This is a genomic window from Glaciecola siphonariae (assembly GCF_042652645.1).
Classification (GTDB): Bacteria; Pseudomonadota; Gammaproteobacteria; order Enterobacterales; family Alteromonadaceae; genus Glaciecola; species Glaciecola siphonariae.
Genome location: NZ_JBHSGU010000002.1, coordinates 1,720,924 through 1,740,756 on the forward strand (window position 1 = coordinate 1,720,924; position 19,833 = coordinate 1,740,756).

Consider the following 19,833-nt stretch of genomic DNA (forward strand, 5'->3'; position numbering starts at 1 on the left):
ATAGTACCAAAAAACACCAGTATATGACTAGTAATAAGGCGGGCTTTCAATGCACAAAGGCTTGGATTTAGGAGATTTATCGATAGATATATGGCATGGGATCAACCTGCTTGCCATTTTTTAATACTTCGTAATGGACGTGAGCGCCGGTGGAACGCCCCGTACTGCCTAATAGCGCTACGGTTTGCCCTTTTGTTACAACATCACCGACTTCTACTTTCAATACATCGTTGTGTCCGTAACGGGTTCGCAATCCATTTCCGTGATCAATTTCTATGAGATTTCCATAACCTGAGCGTTCACCCGACCATGTGACAATACCTGCGCCGGTAGCGATTACGCCCGAACCAGATTTGCCCGCAAAATCTACGCCTTTATGCATTGTTGGTCTGCCGTTGAAAGGGTCTTTTCTTATCCCGTAGTGCGAAGACAACCAACCTTTGCTCACTGGTCTCCCAGTAAGCTTTGCCTCTTGTTCTATATTGAGTCCGATAAGAATAGATTCAAGGGCTTCGAGCTGCTTTATTTTAAACGAAAGCGCATCTGACACCTGTTCAATACTGTCTGAGAGCTGCCGCTCGCTGGGTTTGTCCTCAGGTGCATCGCCCAATATCTCAGGCGATAGGGTAAAATCTTCTACCGCTAATCCATGCTTGTTAGCGAGATTCGCGCTTATACTGTCAAGATATTCGATTTGGGCGCGCATAGAGCCAAGGTTAGCCACGAGAACATCTAACTTTTGCTGCGTGTCATTTTCAAGCGCGTTTACACGCTGTAACTGCTCTTCTAAGCCGGTTTTAACAACGCTCAGTCTAATCTGATTTTCATACACCGACTCAGTATTTCGGCTCGATACCAACATGATCAATGAGAGCAGCACAAAACCGCTCACCAACCGTCTTAACGACAGACGTTTGCTGTAGCGTGTGCTTTTTCCTTTCACCAGTATAGTGATATTCATGTAAATATATTGCCCATTGCTAACTTGTGTCTTTCCGCTTTTGCTGGATGCATCTACCATCAGGGTATTGTAGTAATATTGTTAATATTATCCTAGTGTTTAAGCTGCGCTTACTTATGAGATTAAATACATAACTAAGGTCACAAAGCCTTTAACGTTTGTTAATTCAGTCACTTAAAATAAACTGCACGCATTTATATACTGACAATAAAAAAGCGTCAATAATTAGACGCTTTTTGTTTGTTCACTTATTGCACAATTAAAACGCGAGTATGTATAACGCGAGTATGCATGCTCGTAAACGCATCTTAGTACTCAACAACTAAGCAAAGCGCGTTCCAAGATGAGTTACCGACTCAATATATTTGATGGGCAGGCTTTCTTCGTTTTCAAACTCAATGTATTCCCAAGCATCTTCTGCGTCTAAAATAGCATTCAGTAACTTATTGTTGAGTCCGTGACCCGTTTTGTAAGCTACCAACTCACCAATGAGGTTGTGGCCGCCTAAAAACAAATCGCCTACTGCGTCTAGAATTTTATGTTTGAGAAACTCATCACTATAACGCAGCCCTTCAGGGTTAAGCACTCTGAACTCATCTAGCGCAACAGCATTGTCCATACTGCCACCAAGCGCCAAATTCATCGAATTCATTAACTCTAAGTCACGCATAAAGCCGAAAGTACGTGCGCGGCTTACCTCATCCACGTAAGAATCTTTAGAAAAGTCTAGCACGCAATGTTGACGTGATTGGGCAATGGCAGGGTGTTCAAAATCGATTGCAAAGTCGACTTTAAATCCATTGTGCGGCCGAAACTCAGCCCATTTATCACCGTCTTCTACGCGAATGGTGCGATTAACCTTAATAAATTTCTTAGGCTTATCGAGCTCTTCTATACCCGCGCTTTGCAGCAAAAAGATAAACGGACTTGCACTGCCGTCTAAGATAGGCAGCTCGTGGCTGTCAACTTCAACAATGATGTTGTCAATGCCAAGGCCTGACAAAGCCGACGCTAAATGTTCAACCGTATGGATTGAGACGCCGCTTTCATTAGTTATGCAGGTGCAAAGTGTCGTATCGGCAACGTCTTTTGCGTTGGCATGAATATCGACCGGCGGCGTTAAGTCGATACGACGGAAAATAATCCCGGTATCAGCAGGCGCTGGCCGCAATGTCATGCGCACTTTTCGTCCCTTGTGCAAACCAATGCCGGTTTCCGTAACCGCGGTTTTTAGAGTTCGCTGTCTGAGCATAGTGTCATCAATCGTTAAAAATTCGCGAGATAGTAGCAGAAAACCCTTGAATGAACAAGGATTTTCATTTTACAAGCATTTTTTTAGCCTAAAAAGACTGTTCAGACCAGTTAGTCTGCCTGACGACGCAAAAAGGCCGGAATATCTAGATACTCTAACTCACCGGCAGGATGCTCTTCTTCTTGCTTCGCAGCATGACCGTGGTCGCCACCCGCACTCAGATTGTCAGTACCCGTGGCTTTTTGTTGTACGCGACCACCGTCATTCACAAGGGTGATATCTGGCTTACGTTCTGCACCAATACCCGTTGCAACTACCGTTACGCGAATCTCATCTGTCATCTCAGGGTCAATAACCGTACCCACGACCACAGTGGCATTTTCTGATGCAAAAGCTTTCACCGCGTTACCAATGGTTTCATATTCATCGATGGCAAAGTCCATGCCCGCGGTGATGTTAACCAAAATACCGCGCGCACCCGACAAATCGATATCTTCTAACAGAGGACACGCAATCGCCGCTTCTGCAGCTTCCTCAGCACGGTCTTCGCCGCGACCAACGCCGCTGCCCATCATCGCAGTGCCCATTTCAGACATAACGGTTTTTACGTCGGCAAAGTCAACGTTAACCAAACCGGTGCGAGTAATTAGTTCAGCGATGCCTTGTACAGACCCTCGCAAAACGTCATTGGCTGCGCTAAAGGCCTGTAGCAAAGGCGTACCGCGACCCATTACCTTCAAAAGTTTTTCGTTAGGAATGGTAATTAATGAGTCAACGTATTTCGATAATTCGGCAATACCTTGATTGGCAAATTCTGCACGTTTCTTGCCTTCAAATGGGAAGGGCTTGGTGACGACTGCAACGGTCAATATGCCCATATCTTTAGCCAGTTTTGCCACTTCTGGAGCGGCACCTGTGCCGGTTCCGCCGCCCATGCCAGCGGTAATAAATACCATGTCGGCACCCTCAAGGGCTTGCCTGATTTTCTCTCGGTCTTCGTGAGCCGCCTCGCGCCCCACATTTGGATCAGCACCAGCACCTAAGCCTTTGGTAAGCTCATTGCCGATTTGCAGCTTCACCGCGGCTGTTGAGTTTTTCAACGCTTGTGCGTCGGTATTCATCGCGATAAAGTCAACGCCTTCAATTACTTGAGACACCATATACTCAACTGCGTTGCCGCCACCGCCACCAACACCTACTACTTTGATGACTGCTTCGTCGCTTGGATTATCCATTAGTTCGAACATTATAATTCTCCGATACCCTTGCCGTCTGTGCGCACAGACTTATTGTTAATTTAGCGCTTAAAGGTCCCCTAAAACTCGCCTTTAAACCAACTTTGTATGCGTTTTAACACGCTCTCTTCGCCACTCTTTGGTAGCGCTTTTTTATTATTAGAATTTTGTTTTCCATATTGTAAAAGACCAACGGCCGTTGCGTAACTTGGATCGTCAACGTACTCAGCTAGACCTTTAACAGAATGCGGTTTCCCTACTCTTACTGGCATTTGAAACACTTCTTCTGCAAACTCGACTGCCCCTTCCATTTTGGCAGTACCACCGGTTAGTACTAAGCCAGCGGCGATTTGATCTTCTAATCCGCTGGCTTTAATTTGTTCATAAGCAATCTCTAAGAGCTCATGATATCGAGGCTCAATGACCTCTGCTAATGTGTGTCGCGACATCGCTCGAGACGGTCGACCGCCTACGCTTGGCACCTCTATGGTTTCTTCCATGCTCACCATGTCTTTTAATGCACAGGCGTAATTGACTTTGATTTGTTCAGCATTATTCATTGGCGTGCGGAATATCTTCGCAATATCGCCTGTGATTTGATTCCCCCCTAAGGGAATAACCGCTGTATGACGAATTGCGCCATCAGTAAATATTACGATATCAATGGTACCGCCGCCGATATCAACCACGCACACACCTAGTTCTTTTTCATCATCGGTGAGCACCGCATAGCTCGATGCCAGTGCGCTGAAGATAGTCTGGTCAACTATAAGATCACAATTCTCAATGCATTTCACCATATTTTTTGCCATGTCGTCAGCACAGGTAATAATGTGCGCTGCAGCCACCATTCTCACGCCCGACATACCAATAGGATTTTTGATCCCCTCTTGCACATCTATCACAAATTCTTGTGGGAGTACGTGCAGTAATTTTCGCTCTGCGGCCATCGGCACTGAGCGAGCAGCATGAATAACATTGTCGACGTCGTCTTGAGTCACTTCCTGATTATTGATAGGCACCATGCCAGTTTCATTTTGGCACTGCACATGTCGACCGCTAATCGACATAAAAACACTTGATACATGACAGTCAGCCATTAGCTCCATTTGCTCTATGGCTGAGCGCACAGACTGCACCACAAGATTGAGGTCGTTTACACCGCCTTTTTCCATGCCGCGAGATTTATGTTCGCCCACACCCACAATGCTTATGTCACCTTCAGGCAGGACTTCACCTACCACTGCTTTTACGGTACTGGTGCCAATATCTAAGCCAACAATGAGTTCTCTTTCTAACGCTTTAGACACGCTGAATAACCACCTTAATTGTTTGTATTGTTATCGGTTTCAGCTTGGGAAATTGGGAAGGCATCTGCCCACCCAACTGCCAAGCCTGTATCATACCGCAAATCAACATAATTTATTGCTTTTTTTTCTTCTTTTAAAAGCGGATAAACGTCGATAAACCGTTGTAATCTCTTGATATATTCTTGCCTACCTAAATTAAGTGTTATCCCGCTTTGTAACTGCACTGTCCAGGCAAACCTCTCACTCAAAACTAACTGCTGAATTTTCTGGCCACTGCTGCGCAGTAGAGCACGCATGTGCTGATATCCGGTGAGTGCAGTTTTCTCACTCCCACCGGGTCCAAACAGTACTGGTAGCGCAGAGTTTGCAAGCTTTCCATCAAAGCTTTCACCGTACTTGTTTAGCAATAAATCATCGTTCCAGCGCGCGGCTGCTTGCTGCTCGACTACGTGAATATAAAGGCTACTTGGCCATCGCTTTCTTATCGAAGCGGAATACACCCAAGGTTGGGCCTCTACCAATTTGTGTACGTCATTTACGTCTATCGCAAAAAAACTGCCTGCGTGCTGCTGTCGAATTAAGCTTTCTAGGCCCTCTACATCAAGCATATTTATCTGACCGCTATACACAATGTTTTGCACCGGCAGGCGCTGCTCATCTTGCAGCCACTGATAGCTCAACACGCCGCCCCATACCAATAAACCAAGCACCACTACAAACACGCTGAGTCCTACCGGTAGCGATACCTTGTCGGCCTCCATCATATCTACTTGTGTGCTTAGCTCAGTGCTCATGCTTACATGCTCTTTGCCAATATTTGCAGCACTAATTGCTGAAAACTTATGTCAGCTTGTTTCGCCGCTTTTGGTACTAAAGACTTTTTCGTCATGCCCGGTACGGTATTAGACTCAAGCAAATAAAACGTCCCGTCTTGATGACGCATCACGTCGACTCTGCCCCACCCTTTCCCAGAGAGCGCTTCAAAAGCGGTCAGGGCAAGGCGTCCTAACTCAGACTCTTGAGCAAGGGGCAGACCTGAAGGGCAGAAGTACTCGGTGGTGTCGGTTTTATATTTCGCATCATAGTCATAAAATACGTGTGGCGACGTCATTCTAATAGAGGGAAGCGCCTTGCCATCAAGTATGGCAACGGTATATTCAGGGCCATCGATATAGGCCTCAACCAACACATTATCATCATAAACAAAGGCATTTTCGATAGCGCTGGCGAGGCTCTTTGCATCACTGGCTTTTGCCATGCCCACGCTAGAGCCCTCATGAGAAGGCTTTACCATGACTACCCCACCTAAGTCTTTTAGGATGTGCTCACACTCATTGGCATTAAAACTTTGCTTGTCGAACACGCGATACTCAGCAGTGGGCAGATTACGCGCAGACCATACGAGTTTACTTAATACCTTATCCATCGCCAGTGCAGAGCCCAAAACGCCGGTACCCGTATAGGGAACACCCAACTGCTCGAGAGCTCCTTGCATTACGCCGTCCTCACCGCCTCGACCATGCAAAATAATAAACGCACGGTCAAACTTTTCACTCACCAACTCATATACTGAACGCTCAGAAGGGTCGAAAGGATGTGCATTAACGCCAGCGTCAAGCAGTGCCTCGAGCACAGCATATCCAGACGCAAGACTCACTTCTCGCTCAGCAGACTCGCCGCCCAACAAAACGGCCACTTTGCCGAAAGCCTCAGGTGAGGGTAAGGACAAATCGTGAGCACTCATATCGCCTCCTCATGACGGCCCGCCATCTTACTTGCGCTGCATTCAATGTTTGCAAGCGTTTGAGCTAAATTTCCAATATTCCCGGCCCCTTGCATAAACACAACATCATCGGCTTGCAAAATGTCGGGCAGCACGTCAAAAAGCTTATCTGGGCTACCGATAAATACCGGGTCTACTTTACCGCGCTGACGAATTGAACGACACAAGGACTTACTATCGATTCCGTCAATCGGCGCTTCGCTCGCAGCATAAATGTCGAGCAATAACAGAGCATCTACCTGCGAGAGCACTTCTACAAATTCTTCATATAGGTCGCGCGTGCGGCTATAGCGATGAGGTTGGTATACCATCACCAAGCGTTTGTCGGGCCAGTTGCTGCGCGCCGCGGCAATCGTCATCGCCACTTCGGTCGGGTGATGACCATAATCGTCCATCAGAGTAATGTTCAGCGGCGCAGAATCTTGTCCGGCGTGCACATCAAAATCTCCCAAATGTTGAAAGCGTCGCCCAATACCACCGAAGCTTTTCAGCGCAGCGAGTACATCAACATCGCTGATACCCTCATCGCTTGCCACTGCAATAGCGGCACTTGCATTTAAGACGTTATGCACACCGGTTAAATTGAGCACAACATCGAGCGGGTTTTGATTCGGACGGGTAAGCGTAAAGGCACTGCGATTAATACCATATTCAATGTTCGAAATAACAAAGTCATTATGCGCTTGCTGTCCATAGGTAACGTACTTTCTCTCTATGCTGGGCAACAGTTCCATAATGACAGGGTCATCCCCGCACAGCACTGCTAAACCGTAAAAAGGCAAATTGTGCAGAAATTCAATATAGGCTTGCTGCATGCGCAAAAAATCACCCTCATAAGCCTCTAAATGATCGGGCTCTATGTTGGTAACCACCGATACGGTAGGCTGCAAATGCAAAAACGATGCGTCTGATTCATCGGCTTCGGCAATTAAGTACTTGCTAGCGCCGAGTTTAGCGTTGGTTCCAGCGCTATTGAGCAAACCACCAATAACAAAGGTAGGGTCAAGTTGAGCTTGCGAATAAATCGTCGCGAGCAAACTTGTGGTCGTTGTTTTACCATGCGTACCTGCAATGGCGATGCCGTATCGAAAGCGCATCAATTCGGCCAGCATTTGCGCGCGTCGTATTATGGGAATCCGGCGCTCAGTCGCCTCCAAAAGCTCAGGATTGCTCGGCTTTATTGCGCTCGATACCACAAGCAAATCCGTTTTTTGTACATGGTGCTTTTCATGGCCAAAAAAGATATGCGCGCCAAGATTCGATAAACGTGTCGTCATGCTGCTTGTATGCATATCTGAGCCGCTTACCTGATAGCCCAAATTAATCATTACCTCGGCTATCCCGCCCATCCCTGCACCACCAATACCCACAAAATGGATGCGATCAACCGAGCGCATCTTGTGGTGGTCAGTAGGTAGAGAAGACTTAGTCTTGCTCATTGGTTGTACTCTCTTTTTTATTAATTTTACTGACTTTATTTAGGTCGTTAGCGCTGTTGTTTAAAGCCATCCCATTGCCTATCAGACTTGCACAATAGTCGGCCACATCGCGCGTCGCATTCATTTGCGCGAGCGATTTGGCTTTTCTCGCTATTTCGTATCTAACGCTAGGTTCTGCGACAAGTCGATGTAAATGCACTGGCAGTTGTTCGGCTAAGTCGTGTTGCTGAATTAAAATCGCTGCGCCCTGCTCTGATAAATTTTGTGCGTTGAACGTTTGATGGTCGTCTACGGCAATCGGCAGGGGCACAAAAACGGCGACTCGTCCTGCGGCAGACACCTCCGCAACGGTTAATGCACCGGCTCGGCAAATCACAATATCGGCCCACGCATAAGCGCTTTCGACCTTGTCGATAAATTCACTTACCCTCACTTGAACACCGGCTTCAGATGCATTGCCGGCTGATGCAAAGTCTTCTGTGTCTTTAAGCAGTGGCTGCGCAAACAGAGCCTGATAAGCCTCTTTTACAGGCTCAGCTTTGCCTTTACCGCTCTGGTGCCATACGTTTAATACCTTAGCCGATGAGATATCCTTAAGCACTTTGGGGACAATTTGATTGAGCGCCAAAGCCCCAAGACTGCCGCCAACAATGAGTATATTGATTGCTTCGCATTTGTCGTTTGCATCCGACTGACGAACTTTTTCTGGAATATCAGCAAACACACGGCGAATTGGATTGCCCACAAACAGCGCAGAGGCAGGTGCTTTGTTGTGATCACGATTGATTTGCATGTTAAAACCGCACAAAACCAACGCTGCCAATTTTGATAAATAGCGATTAGTTAAACCAAATATCGCATTTTGCTCATGCAGGACTAAAGGAATACCCAAGGTGTAAGCGGCAATCGCACCAGGGCCGCTGGCATACCCGCCCATTCCCAGCACCACTTTTGGCTTGAGCTTTTTTAGTAATCTACGGCTCGCGATAACTGCTTTTACTAGTTTAAAGGGCGTCATTAACTTGTGCGTAAGGCCTTTGCCCCGAACACCAGCAATGTCAATAAAGTGTATGGGGTAGCCGTACTTAGGTACCGTAGCCGCTTCCATTTTGTCGGCGGTGCCAAACCAATTTACCGTCCAGCCTCGCGAACTCAGTTCATCTGCGACTGCCAAGCCCGGGAATACGTGACCACCAGTGCCGCCAGCCATAATCACAATGCTAGACATGAGCCAAGTCTCCGTCATCATCGTCATATGCAACGGTACTGTTATTCATGCCATCGGTTTTGGCTTTGCTTGTCGCTTTGGTTTTAGGTGTGGCCTTAGATTTTAATTGGGATGGCGACCGAGATTTAGACTTAACAGCAGCGCGTTTTTTACTTCGAGTAATCGCCTGCACACCATCTACTCGCATTTCAAAATCAATGCGAATTAACAAGGCCACCGCGATACTCATTATAATCAAAGACGAACCGCCAAAACTAACAAGTGGCAAAGTAAGGCCTTTGGTGGGCAATACGCCTGAACTAGCGCCAATATTGACCGCTGTTTGAAAACTAAACCAAACGCCGATGCTATAAGCGATAAATCCGTCAAATGGTCGTTCATTGGCAAGGGCTTTACTGCCAATTTGAAGCGCAATTACCACCATTAATAAAATTAAAAGCAGTACGCTTAATACGCCTGCAAAGCCAAGCTCCTCTGCCAGTATGGCTACGATAAAATCGGTATGTGCTTCAGGTAAAAATTCAAGTTTTTGCACGCTGTTGCCCAAGCCTTGTCCAAACCATGAGCCACGGCCATAAGCCATTAAAGACTGCGTAAGTTGATAACCTGTGCCAAACGGATCAGCCCAAGGGTCCATAAACGCCGTAATGCGCTTCATCCGATATTCTGAAAAAACAATCAGTGCCACCACAGCAGCTAATCCGGTAAAGGCAAGCGCGAAAAACTGCCATAGTTTAGCACCAGCCAAAAACAACAAGGTCATTGTGGTGGCAAACATCACAATCACCGTGCCTAAATCGGGCTGAAATAACAGTAAGGTCGCCAATAAAAACAACACTACCAAAGGCTTTGCAAAGCCGAAAACGTTATCAGTGACTTGTTCATAGCGGCGCACCAAGTATCCGGCTAAATAACAAAAGAAAAACAGTTTTGCAGGTTCGGCTGCCTGCACCGTAATCGGCCCGACAACTATCCAGCGCGTAGACCCGTTCACAGTGCGCCCTATAATGAGCACCGCCACCAATAATCCCACCGCAACAAACAATAAATAAGGGTTGGCTATTCGCCAAAACTGCATTGGAATATTCAGCACAATCATGGCAGCGCTCAGCGCAATAAGAATATACACACCGTGACGCATAGCAAAATGAAAAGGGTTGTCGTGCAGGCGTTCGGCGATGGGCATTGAGGCGGAGGTAACAATAACAAAGCCGATAGAAAATAGCGCGACGGCAATAAGTACTAGCGCCAAATTGTAAGGCCTGGGCGTTTGATTATCGTGTTTCGCTGAAAACAGCTCTGCAAGCTTTGATGCTGATTCGCTCATGCCGCTGCCCTCATGACTGCTTGCTTAAAGCGCTCCCCACGCTCTTGATAGTTAGCAAACATATCAATACTTGCGCACGCGGGCGACAGCAGTATGGCGGTTTGTAATGCAGGAGCTTGGGCGGATGCTTGCTGATCATTCGCGCCCAGATTAGGCTCCAATTCAAAGGCCAGTTTAAATGCCAGCGCAACGGCTTGTTCAATGCTGGCAACTTGATACACATCATCATGCAAATTTAAGAATTTTGCAGCATCTTTGCCAAACACAATGACCGCAAAAACACTTTGTCGCATAAGCGGTTCAAGTACGCTTAAATCACTGCCTTTTGCATCACCACCGGCAATTAATATGGTGCGCCAATTTAGACGCCGCGCGCAATTTAATGCCGCAATGCATGCACCTGTATTTGTGGCCTTTGAATCATTAATGGCGACAATATTGCGCCAGTTTCCAATCCATTCAAATCTATGTGCTAGGCCTTTGTATCGAATTAAGCTTTGTACAGCAGGCTGTAATGGCAACGCTAAACATTCATGAATTGCCAGCACAAACTGCATGTTCATCATAAGGTGTTCAAGCGCTAAGGGCAGTTCATCTGAGGCCAGCAGCAACTCATCATTGCGCTTAATTCCTTGGCTGTCTTGCCGGTAAGCGCTTATGTTTGCGCAAAGTGAATGAGGTAATTCACACTCATTTAAGGCTACCGAGCAAGTAACCTTTGATAGCTCATCATGCGGGATCGTGTGCGCATCGCCTGAATTAACAACTAGCTTTGCACTATGAGCAAAGATGCGCTGCTTGGCCTTTGTGTAGTTTGCAAAGCTTTGATGACGGTCGATATGGTCTTCGGTAATGTTGAGAATGCAGCCTACTTTAAGCGGCAAAGCTTGCGTTATCTCTAACTGAAAGCTCGATAATTCAAGCACAATATAATCGGCTTGCTGGCCTAACAAATCGAGCGCCCCAGTACCAAAATTACCGCCTACTAATACTTTGTGGCCGGCTGCACTTAAGGTTTTATCAAGCATGTCAACGACAGTGCTCTTTCCATTTGAGCCCGTAACGCCAATACAGGGGACACGGTTGTACTGTGCAAAAATATCTAAATCGCTCAGTACGTTTGCACAATATCGAATCGGCGCAATTGCCGGATGATTTGGATTTACACCCGGACTGAGTACCACATAGTCATATTCTTCTAAGCGGCTATGCTCGTCCAACAAATAAGTGCCTAAAAAACCGGTATCTGGTGCGCTCGAAGGCGCCATGTTTAGCTGCGCTTTTAGCATATTTGCATCGATAGGGTGTTTGTCAAAAGCATGCACGTTTGCGCCAAGACTTAGTAAAAAGCGAGCGCATGAACGCCCCGTCACGCCCATACCCACCACCGCAATGGATGCATCGCGATAGCTTGAACGGGTATGAAAGGTGACTTCGCTCATATCATTACCTTAGTTTCAAGGTAGCAAGCCCTATAAGGACTAAAATCAAAGAAATAATCCAAAAGCGCACGATAACGCGAGGCTCAGGCCAACCTTTTAGCTCGTAGTGGTGGTGAATCGGTGCCATACGGAAAATGCGTTTTCCGCGTAACTTAAAGCTGCCCACCTGCAAAATAACCGAAAGGGTTTCTGCGACAAAAATTCCGCCCATAATAATGAGGACAATCTCTTGTCGTACCAAAACCGCTAGCACACCAAGTGTCGCGCCAAGCGCCAATGAGCCAACATCTCCCATAAATACTTGCGCCGGATAGGTGTTAAACCATAAAAAGCCTAAGCCCGCGCCTACAATTGCGGTGCACACAATCACCAGCTCACCGGTCAACGGGATAAAGGGAATATTTAAATAGTCAGAAAAATTTGCATTACCAGTAACATAAGCAAATATTGCAAAGGCACCCGCTACCAATATGGTCGGCACAATGGCAAGACCATCTAGGCCGTCAGTGAGATTCACTGCATTGCTCGTGCCCACAATGGCAAAATAAGCAATCACAATGTATAGCGCGCCTAACTGCGGCAGTACGTCTTTGAAAAACGGCACAATGAGAGAGGTTTCTTGGGGCAAACTCGCGGTGTAATACAAATAAAATGCAACAACAATGGCAATAGCCGATTGCCAAAAGTACTTCCATCTCGCAATAAGACCTTTAGGGTCTTTGCGCACCACCTTTCGATAGTCGTCTACAAAACCCAAAATCCCGAAGGTCAGCACAACAAATAAAGTGACTTGTACATAGCGATTAGATAAATCAGCCCATAACAAGCAGCTAGTTAAAATAGCGGCTAAGATGAGTACACCGCCCATCGTCGGCGTGCCCGATTTTGATAAATGACTCTGCGGTCCATCATTCCTAACCGTCTGACCAATTTGCATGCGTTGCAACCAGCGTATCATCGTAGGGCCAATAAAAATGGCGATAAGAAGCGCTGTAAGCGTACTTAAAATCGCGCGCAGGGTAAGATAGGAAAATACGTTAAACGCGCTTTCAAATTGCGTTAGCCATTCGGCTAGCCAAATTAGCATAAGTCTGACTCCTGCATGCTAGATGTGTGATAGTGAGCATGAAGAGCTTGAATCACCCTTTCCATTTTTGCGCTGCGAGAGCCTTTCACTAATATATTGATGGGTAGTTTATTTGCATGCTGAGATGCCTCAATCATGACCGATAACTGCGCCACGAGTTCATCTACATCATTACAGTGGCGGCCTGTTTCGGCAAACACCTTGCTTGCAACATGACTAAACTGCCCAATACTGAGCAAAGCATCAACGCCCTTGAGCTTTGCGTAATCGCCAATTTGTTGATGATAAGACTGTGTTTGGTCGCCAAGCTCACCCATGTCGCCAAACACAAAAATTCGCGGCCCTTGATAGGTCACGAGCAAATCTATCGCCGCTTTTACCGAGCCAACGTTGGCGTTGTAGGTGTCGTCTATCACGCGAACATCAGCGCTCAAATTTGTCACGTTTAAGCGCCCCGATACGGCCTTCATTTCAAATAAGCCTTTTTGCACATCCGCTAGACTGGCACCAACCTGCATCGCAAGGGCCGCACTCAAAACCGCGTTACCCACATTGTGCGCACCGGGCAAACGCAAACGAATGGCGGCGTTTCCTTGCGGCGTGACAAGCTCAAATTCTGGGCAACCGTCGCTGTTGGTTGAAAGGTTGGTAGCATGATAATCACCGAGCTGACTGGTAGGTGAAAAGGTAAGCACCTTGTGTTCATCTGACTTACCCTGCCAAAATTCAAAAAACTGACTGTCGGTGTTCAATATGGCGACACCTTGCTCGCCTAATCCTCGAAATATTTCACTTTTTGCGCGTGCTACGCCAAATAGGCTGCCAAAGCCTTGAAGATGAGACGGCGCTGCATTAACGATGGTGGCGGCATCAGGTTTTACCAACGCCGTTGTGTAATCAATTTCGCCCTGATGATTTGCCCCCATCTCAACCACCGCATATTCATGCTGCATAGTGAGCGAAAGCAAGGTAAGCGGCACTCCAATATCGTTATTGAAGTTGCCTTGCGTGGCGAGTACTTTGCCTTTTTGCGACAAAATTAAGGCTACCATTTCTTTGACGGTAGTTTTTCCGCTGCTGCCGGTAATACCGATTGTTTTTGGATTGACCTTATCGCGGACAGCGCCGGCCAAAGCCCCTAGCGCGATGCGAGTATCGGCGACCTTTATCGTAGGTAAAGGACAGTCTACGAGTTGACTCACTATCACAGCGCTCGCACCCGACTCGAGCGCCTTATTGATATATTCGTGGCCATTAAATTTATCACCGACTAAAGCGATAAATAAATCGCCCTTTTTGAGCGTGCGAGTATCAGTGCTAACGCGGTTAATGGTCATATCTTTCACGCTTTGCGTGCTCAACTGTCCATTTACTGCTTGGGCAACCCAGCTTAAACTTACCTCAATCATAGGGCAGCCTCCGCACAAATACGCTGTACTAATGCACGCTCGTCGTATGCCAAGCGTTGATTGTTTATTTCTAAATAGGTTTCATGGCCCTTACCCGCGAGCAACACCAAGTCGTCAGCGCCGCTGCACTTCCACGCCCACTTAACGGCTTGTTCACGGTCGAGCTCTACATGCACTTTCGCGTCATTTGGAATGCCCGTCATTATCTCATTTACAATCGTCTGCGGCTGTTCGGTACGGCTATTGTCTTGGGTTAATACCAAAATGTCCGCGTGCTTAGCTGCCGCGGCTCCCATCACTGGACGCTTAGTTTTGTCTCTGTCGCCGCCACAGCCAAAAACGCACAACAGCTTGCCTCTTGTGTGCCGACGAGCCGCTTTTAGGGATTGCGCCAGAGCATCGGGGGTATGGGCATAGTCCACAATAAAATTGCCGTGGGTCTTGTGCCCTAAAGATGCATTAACTGCAGATGGTTTAAACAGCTCCATTCTGCCGGGTACGCCCTCAAGCTGACTAATTTGAGCGCTTAAGGCTTCAAAATCTGCGCCTTGAAGCAAATGCGCACCAAACGCCGCAAGAATATTCAGAACGTTAAACTCACCCAGCAAAGGCGCCTTTACCTTAGCACTTCCAAATGACGAATCTATAGTGAATTCGATGCCGCCGGGCGTGCAGTGTATGTTTTGGGCTATACAATAATGTTGTGCATTCGCCGGTAAACTGCTTTTTTGCAAGCCGTACCAAAGCGTTTGCACCTTTGAAGCTTGCGCCAAATCACGAGCTGCCAGTGCATTCGCCCAATTACTAGACTCGGCGTCGTCCGCGTTAAGCACTAAATGATTCAGCGACGAAAACAACAACAAGCCCCGTTTCGCTTGAGCGTATTGCGCCATGCTGCCGTGATAGTCGAGATGATCTTGCGTAAGATTGGTAAAAATCGCGCTGCGGATAGGTAAACCGGCGAGGCGCTTTTGTTCAAGCCCGTGGGATGAAGCCTCGAGGCAGTAGTTTTCTACGTGCTGCTGGGCCAATAAACGCAGTAGTTTATAATGCGAGACTATATCGCAGGTCGTATTTACGCCTAGCTCAAAGTGCTCATTGATGAAGCGAGGCGCATCAACTTTAGCAGCAAGCTGCGCTTGATGACTTGCGTCCGCTTGAAAAGAGTCTTTTTTAAAATTTGTTTTACTAGATAGATTATTCACAGAGACAATATTGAGCCCTAAAGTACCAAGACTCGCACTGCGCTGACGCGTTGCTAACGACAGTTGCGCGTATAAAAACGCTACCGACGTTTTACCGTTGGTACCGGTCACGGCAGTAATGCTCGGCGTCGTGTTTAATGGCGCGTAAAGCACAGACAAAAATGCGGGCAGTTTTTCAGCTAAGCCATCTACAGTAACTATCGACGCGCCTAACATACATGCTTTTTGCTTAAGCTCAGCAGAAGGCTCTCGCTCGCAAAACACCAGAGGACTTGCATTTTCGATGGCGTTATCAATGTAATGGAAGCCGTCGCTCTGACTACCGGCAAGCGCAATAAAGGCTTTTTTCTCATTTACCTGACGACTATCTAAGCCAATATCATCAATCTTCATCGCATTCGGCAATAAAGCATCTGGTGTCACTGTGAGCGCAGGCAAGGCTGCGCAAAGCGACGCTTGTGAAAACCTAATATCATCGAGCAGCATGAAGTTCTCGCTCCATCGTGACACTCGCATCCACAGTATTCACATCATCAGGTGGAATATTCAGCATATGCAGGGCACCTGAGACAATGGCTGAAAAAGTGGGTGCGGCGGTATCGCCGGCATAATACTTGTCACCTCCAGGCTCGTTAATCAGCACCACTACGGCAATTTGAGGGTTAGATACCGGTGCAATGCCGGCAAAAATGTTCACGTACTCTTCACCGTAACCACCGGCAACAGCCTTTCGGCTAGTGCCTGTTTTTCCTGCTACGCGATAACCCGGTACCGCGGCCTTTGTGCCTGACCCGCCGCTTTGCGTCACTGTTTCCATCATTTCGAGCACAGCCATGGCGTTTTCTTCACTAATGACGCGCTCAGGCAAGTCATTTGTTTGCATGTCTTGAATGATTTTAAGAGGCATTTTGATGCCGCCATTTGCTATCGTGGCGTACATGCGCGCAAGCTGGGCCGCAGTGACCGATATGCCATAACCAAATGAAAGGGTTGAAAGTTCAAATTTAGACCAACGATTGCGCTCATGAAAGATGCCGCTAGACTCTCCAATCATGTTGCTGCCGGTATCAGACATGAGCCCCATGTTGTAGTACATGTCCATCAAAAATTCTTTTCTAACAGACAGTGCTAATTTAGACGTGCCCATATTCGACGAACGCTTGATGATTTCCGTTAGTGATATTTCACCAAAATTACGCGGGTCTTGAATACGGCTTCCGCCCATTCGCGCCCAGCCCGGCGAAGTATCCACTAGGCTGTCTTTCTGCACAGATCCGAACTCCAAGGCAGCTAATACGGCCAGCGGCTTGAGTGACGAGCCGGGTTCGAAGGCATCGGTAACCGCACGATTGCGCACGCGAAAGCTCTTTACCGTATCTCGATTATTTGGATTGTAAGACGGCGTATTAGCAAGCGCGATAATTTCGCCGGTATGCACATCCACTATCACCACAGAGGCTGATGTTGCTTGATACAACATGGTAGCTTCTTTAATTTCTCGGTACGCGAGTGCCTGAATTCGTTGGTCTATGGTGAGTTTTAAATCTTTTGCCTTTTTTCCCGCTTCTTGCTCGATTATTTCAATCTGACGACCCTTAGCATCTCGGCGAATTTTACGCTTATCGGGCGTACCTGTGAGCCAATCATTGTACAAACGTTCTATGCCTTCTAGCCCATTGTCATCTACGTCTGTAAACCCAATAATGTGAGAAGACACTTCACCGGATGGATAATAACGCTTTGACTCCTCGCGTAAATATACCCCGTCTATATTCAGCTTTTTAACAAAGGTTGCCATGGCAGGCGTGACTTGGCGCTGCAGGTAAACGAAGCGCTGGGCCGGGTTATCGACGCGCGCTATGAGCTTATCAACATCTACCTCTAAGACCTCGGCTAGGGCCATCCATCGACGCCGATCTGCTAAGGCCCCTTTCTCACTAATTATTTTAGGGTCGGCGTAAATCGCTTGAGCCGGCACTGACACGGCTAGTTGCTGTCCGTGTCTGTCGGTAATTAAACCTCTGTAGCTGGCGTTATCGCGCACGCGAATGGTTCGATTATCACCTTGTTCAATCAGCCTATCAGGCTGTATTACTTGAATAAACGCTGCGCGTACTGCCAAGCAGGCAAATACCAATATCACGCCGCCAAGCACCACCCAAAAACGCCATTGCACTAAGCTAGGAGCAGTCGGTTTTTTGCCCGCTTTGTTTTTACTCGGGGCGTTACGTCTATTGCCTTTGGGACGACGAGGCTTTTGTAAAATAGCAGACACAGTCATCAGGGCTTCACCCTTACGAGCTTTTCATCGGCCTGTGTTGGCCGGCGCATATTCAATTTTTCTTCTACCAAACGCTCAATCCGATTGTGTTCGGTAAGCGCGGTTTCTTCAATAATCAAATGACGCCACTCAATGTCCAGCGCATCTTTTTGTTGCACTAACTGTTCTTGAGCAATAATGAGCTGTCGATTTTTGTGAGTACTTACTACAACTGCCAGAGCGCTTCCAATAACACTAAAATACAAGAGTATAATAAACAAATGACGACCTAAATCGGTCGCAATTATTAACAGCAAATTGAAGTTGGCAGTTGGTTTACTCATAGTTTTTCAGCCACCCTTAGCACTGAGCTTCGCGCCCTAACGTTAGCGGCAATCTCCTCGGGGCTAGGCTTGATTGCTCTGCCCATTGCTTTGAGTACTTTTCCAGCGTCCAGTTCACTTTGCGTGACCGGCAGCTTACTGGGATATACGCGGCCTTGGCTTTGCTGTTTGATAAAACGTTTTACCATTCTATCCTCTAAAGAATGGAAGCTGATGACCGCCAATCTACCGCCGGGTTTCAGGATATCAGTGGCTGCCGCCAAGCCTGCTTCTAATTGCTCCAGTTCGCCATTTATAAAAATACGTACGCCCTGAAAACTTCGCGTTGCTGGATGCTTATGCTTGTCTTTCACAGGCATAGCTTGGTCGATCAACTTAGCAAATTCGGCCGTCGTCTCAAGTGGCTTTTCTGCGCGGTATTCTAAAACCGCATGCGCGATGCGTTTACCAAATTTTTCTTCACCGTATTGTTTTAGCACATAGGTAATATCTTCAAGAGATGCCGTGTTTAGCCATTCGGCAGCACTTTGCCCAGACGACGTATCCATGCGCATATCTAACGGGCCATTTTGTTGAAAGCTAAATCCGCGCTGGGCATCATCAATTTGCGGGGACGACACACCAATATCCATTAGCACACCATCTATTTGATGCACCAAACCTAGCTCTTCAATGAGTGTGGCAAGCTCTGCAAATGGACGGTGATGAATACTAAAACGGGCGTCGTCTAACAATGGGGCGGCAGCGTCGATAGCGCTTAAATCTCTATCTAAAGCAATAAGACGGCCGTCGCTACCTAAACGCTCAAGCAAGGCGCGACTATGCCCGCCTCGTCCAAAGGTTGCGTCAACATAGATACCGCTCGACTTAATCGATAAGCCATCAAGGCTTTCATTGAGAAGGACGGAAGTATGTAAAGCGCTTTCAACCGTCATAGAGAAAATTCCTGAAGACGCTCTGTGAGCTCAAACTCACCTCGTTGTTCCATAGCGATATCTTCAGAAATTTGTTGATTCCAAGCTTGGTCGCTCCAAATTTCGAATTTATTCAATTGACCCACCAACATAATTTGTTTTTCCAAGGCAGCGTGCTGGCGAAGCGTTGGGGCGAGTAAAATTCGACCACTCTTATCCATTTCGCCCTCACTGGCGTAGCCGAGAAGCAGACGCAGTAAACGACGTTCATGGGGATTGGTAGATGAGAGTTTGCGGAGTTTTAATTCAATTTCTTCCCATTCGGGAAGTGGGTAAAGCAGCAAGCAGTTTTGTGAAATATCAATGGTGCAGACCAGTTGTCCCTGGCAATCATCCATCAAAGACTCTCGATACTTCGTCGGTATCGTTAATCGTCCTTTACTGTCAAGATTGATTGCGTTAGCGCCGCGGAACATATCCCCTAGCCTATTTTTCTTGTTAGTAGCTTATTATTTTTTTTATTAGCTGGTTACACCTGATAAAAACCCTTTTTCGCCACTTTTACCCACTTTTTGACAGTTTAGGTAGATTTACCCCCACCTGTCAAGCAAATAAAGCAATTAAATCCACCTTCTTT

Annotated in this window: 17 protein-coding genes; all 17 read right to left on the reverse strand. The window is 47.1% G+C overall.

The genetic code is table 11. The features are described from left to right. Window positions 1-76 precede the first annotated feature (76 nt). Entirely contained in the window at window positions 77-961 is an 885-nt protein-coding gene (locus tag ACFO4O_RS08950) for a M23 family metallopeptidase (protein WP_382407564.1), read from the reverse strand. Between the two features lie 322 nt (window positions 962-1,283). After that, window positions 1,284-2,213 carry a UDP-3-O-acyl-N-acetylglucosamine deacetylase gene (gene lpxC, locus ACFO4O_RS08955; RefSeq protein ID WP_382407566.1) on the reverse strand — a complete coding sequence of 310 codons (930 nt, stop codon included), beginning with the start codon at window positions 2,211-2,213 and terminating at the stop codon, window positions 1,284-1,286. A gap of 110 nt (window positions 2,214-2,323) precedes the next feature. Next, window positions 2,324-3,460 carry a cell division protein FtsZ gene (ftsZ, locus tag ACFO4O_RS08960; protein WP_382407568.1) on the reverse strand — a complete coding sequence of 379 codons (1,137 nt, stop codon included), beginning with the start codon at window positions 3,458-3,460 and terminating at the stop codon, window positions 2,324-2,326. 68 nt (window positions 3,461-3,528) lie between these two features. After that, window positions 3,529-4,758 (reverse strand): cell division protein FtsA, encoded by a 1,230-nt coding sequence (gene ftsA, locus ACFO4O_RS08965; RefSeq protein WP_382407570.1) that lies wholly within the window; start codon window positions 4,756-4,758, stop codon window positions 3,529-3,531. A gap of 14 nt (window positions 4,759-4,772) precedes the next feature. Then, on the reverse strand, window positions 4,773-5,552 hold the full coding sequence (locus tag ACFO4O_RS08970) for a cell division protein FtsQ/DivIB (protein WP_382407572.1): 780 nt from the start codon (window positions 5,550-5,552) through the stop codon (window positions 4,773-4,775). A 2-nt stretch (window positions 5,553-5,554) separates the two neighbouring features. Beyond that, window positions 5,555-6,502 (reverse strand): D-alanine--D-alanine ligase, encoded by a 948-nt coding sequence (locus ACFO4O_RS08975; protein ID WP_382407574.1) that lies wholly within the window; start codon window positions 6,500-6,502, stop codon window positions 5,555-5,557. Beyond that, window positions 6,499-7,980, reverse strand: a complete 1,482-nt coding sequence (gene murC, locus ACFO4O_RS08980) for a UDP-N-acetylmuramate--L-alanine ligase (protein WP_382407575.1) — start codon at window positions 7,978-7,980, stop codon at window positions 6,499-6,501. Before murC ends, ACFO4O_RS08975 begins: the two co-directional genes overlap by 4 nt. Further along, the gene (gene murG, locus ACFO4O_RS08985; protein WP_382407576.1) at window positions 7,967-9,208 is read right to left on the reverse strand and encodes an undecaprenyldiphospho-muramoylpentapeptide beta-N-acetylglucosaminyltransferase; all 1,242 of its coding nucleotides are present in this window, start codon (window positions 9,206-9,208) and stop codon (window positions 7,967-7,969) included. The genes murC and murG overlap by 14 nt, the downstream gene beginning before the upstream one ends. Further along, window positions 9,201-10,535, reverse strand: coding sequence for a cell division protein FtsW (gene ftsW / locus ACFO4O_RS08990; RefSeq protein ID WP_382407578.1), 1,335 nt, complete (start codon window positions 10,533-10,535; stop codon window positions 9,201-9,203). Before ftsW ends, murG begins: the two co-directional genes overlap by 8 nt. Beyond that, a complete protein-coding gene (gene murD, locus ACFO4O_RS08995) occupies window positions 10,532-11,977 on the reverse strand; it encodes a UDP-N-acetylmuramoyl-L-alanine--D-glutamate ligase (RefSeq protein ID WP_382407580.1) in 1,446 nt (481 codons plus the stop codon). Before murD ends, ftsW begins: the two co-directional genes overlap by 4 nt. Window positions 11,978-11,981: 4 nt before the next feature. After that, the gene (gene mraY / locus ACFO4O_RS09000; protein ID WP_382407582.1) at window positions 11,982-13,064 is read right to left on the reverse strand and encodes a phospho-N-acetylmuramoyl-pentapeptide-transferase; all 1,083 of its coding nucleotides are present in this window, start codon (window positions 13,062-13,064) and stop codon (window positions 11,982-11,984) included. Continuing rightward, a complete protein-coding gene (locus tag ACFO4O_RS09005) occupies window positions 13,058-14,473 on the reverse strand; it encodes a UDP-N-acetylmuramoyl-tripeptide--D-alanyl-D-alanine ligase (protein ID WP_382407584.1) in 1,416 nt (471 codons plus the stop codon). Before ACFO4O_RS09005 ends, mraY begins: the two co-directional genes overlap by 7 nt. Next, window positions 14,470-16,188, reverse strand: coding sequence for a Mur ligase family protein (locus ACFO4O_RS09010; protein WP_382407586.1), 1,719 nt, complete (start codon window positions 16,186-16,188; stop codon window positions 14,470-14,472). Before ACFO4O_RS09010 ends, ACFO4O_RS09005 begins: the two co-directional genes overlap by 4 nt. After that, complete coding sequence (locus ACFO4O_RS09015) at window positions 16,151-17,959, reverse strand: peptidoglycan D,D-transpeptidase FtsI family protein (RefSeq protein WP_382407588.1); 1,809 nt, start codon at window positions 17,957-17,959, stop codon at window positions 16,151-16,153. Before ACFO4O_RS09015 ends, ACFO4O_RS09010 begins: the two co-directional genes overlap by 38 nt. Then, window positions 17,959-18,282 carry a cell division protein FtsL gene (ftsL, locus tag ACFO4O_RS09020; RefSeq protein WP_382407589.1) on the reverse strand — a complete coding sequence of 108 codons (324 nt, stop codon included), beginning with the start codon at window positions 18,280-18,282 and terminating at the stop codon, window positions 17,959-17,961. The genes ACFO4O_RS09015 and ftsL overlap by 1 nt, the downstream gene beginning before the upstream one ends. Then, window positions 18,279-19,217 carry a 16S rRNA (cytosine(1402)-N(4))-methyltransferase RsmH gene (rsmH, locus tag ACFO4O_RS09025; protein WP_382407591.1) on the reverse strand — a complete coding sequence of 313 codons (939 nt, stop codon included), beginning with the start codon at window positions 19,215-19,217 and terminating at the stop codon, window positions 18,279-18,281. The genes ftsL and rsmH overlap by 4 nt, the downstream gene beginning before the upstream one ends. Continuing rightward, window positions 19,214-19,672, reverse strand: coding sequence for a division/cell wall cluster transcriptional repressor MraZ (mraZ, locus tag ACFO4O_RS09030; protein ID WP_382407593.1), 459 nt, complete (start codon window positions 19,670-19,672; stop codon window positions 19,214-19,216). The genes rsmH and mraZ overlap by 4 nt, the downstream gene beginning before the upstream one ends. Window positions 19,673-19,833 lie beyond the last annotated feature (161 nt).

Bases quoted from the DNA above. Each gene is read 5' to 3' on its own strand.
- ACFO4O_RS08950 (WP_382407564.1), bottom strand. From the start codon at position 961: ATGAATATCACTATACTGGTGAAAGGAAAAAGCACACGCTACAGCAAA.
- lpxC (WP_382407566.1), bottom strand. From the start codon at position 2,213: ATGCTCAGACAGCGAACTCTAAAAACCGCGGTTACGGAAACCGGCATT.
- ftsZ (WP_382407568.1), bottom strand. From the start codon at position 3,460: ATGTTCGAACTAATGGATAATCCAAGCGACGAAGCAGTCATCAAAGTA.
- ACFO4O_RS08970 (WP_382407572.1), bottom strand. From the start codon at position 5,552: ATGAGCACTGAGCTAAGCACACAAGTAGATATGATGGAGGCCGACAAG.
- ACFO4O_RS08975 (WP_382407574.1), bottom strand. From the start codon at position 6,502: ATGAGTGCTCACGATTTGTCCTTACCCTCACCTGAGGCTTTCGGCAAA.
- murC (WP_382407575.1), bottom strand. From the start codon at position 7,980: ATGAGCAAGACTAAGTCTTCTCTACCTACTGACCACCACAAGATGCGC.
- murG (WP_382407576.1), bottom strand. From the start codon at position 9,208: ATGTCTAGCATTGTGATTATGGCTGGCGGCACTGGTGGTCACGTATTC.
- ftsW (WP_382407578.1), bottom strand. From the start codon at position 10,535: ATGAGCGAATCAGCATCAAAGCTTGCAGAGCTGTTTTCAGCGAAACAC.
- murD (WP_382407580.1), bottom strand. From the start codon at position 11,977: ATGAGCGAAGTCACCTTTCATACCCGTTCAAGCTATCGCGATGCATCC.
- mraY (WP_382407582.1), bottom strand. From the start codon at position 13,064: ATGCTAATTTGGCTAGCCGAATGGCTAACGCAATTTGAAAGCGCGTTT.
- ACFO4O_RS09005 (WP_382407584.1), bottom strand. From the start codon at position 14,473: ATGATTGAGGTAAGTTTAAGCTGGGTTGCCCAAGCAGTAAATGGACAG.
- ACFO4O_RS09015 (WP_382407588.1), bottom strand. From the start codon at position 17,959: ATGACTGTGTCTGCTATTTTACAAAAGCCTCGTCGTCCCAAAGGCAAT.
- ftsL (WP_382407589.1), bottom strand. From the start codon at position 18,282: ATGAGTAAACCAACTGCCAACTTCAATTTGCTGTTAATAATTGCGACC.
- rsmH (WP_382407591.1), bottom strand. From the start codon at position 19,217: ATGACGGTTGAAAGCGCTTTACATACTTCCGTCCTTCTCAATGAAAGC.
- mraZ (WP_382407593.1), bottom strand. From the start codon at position 19,672: ATGTTCCGCGGCGCTAACGCAATCAATCTTGACAGTAAAGGACGATTA.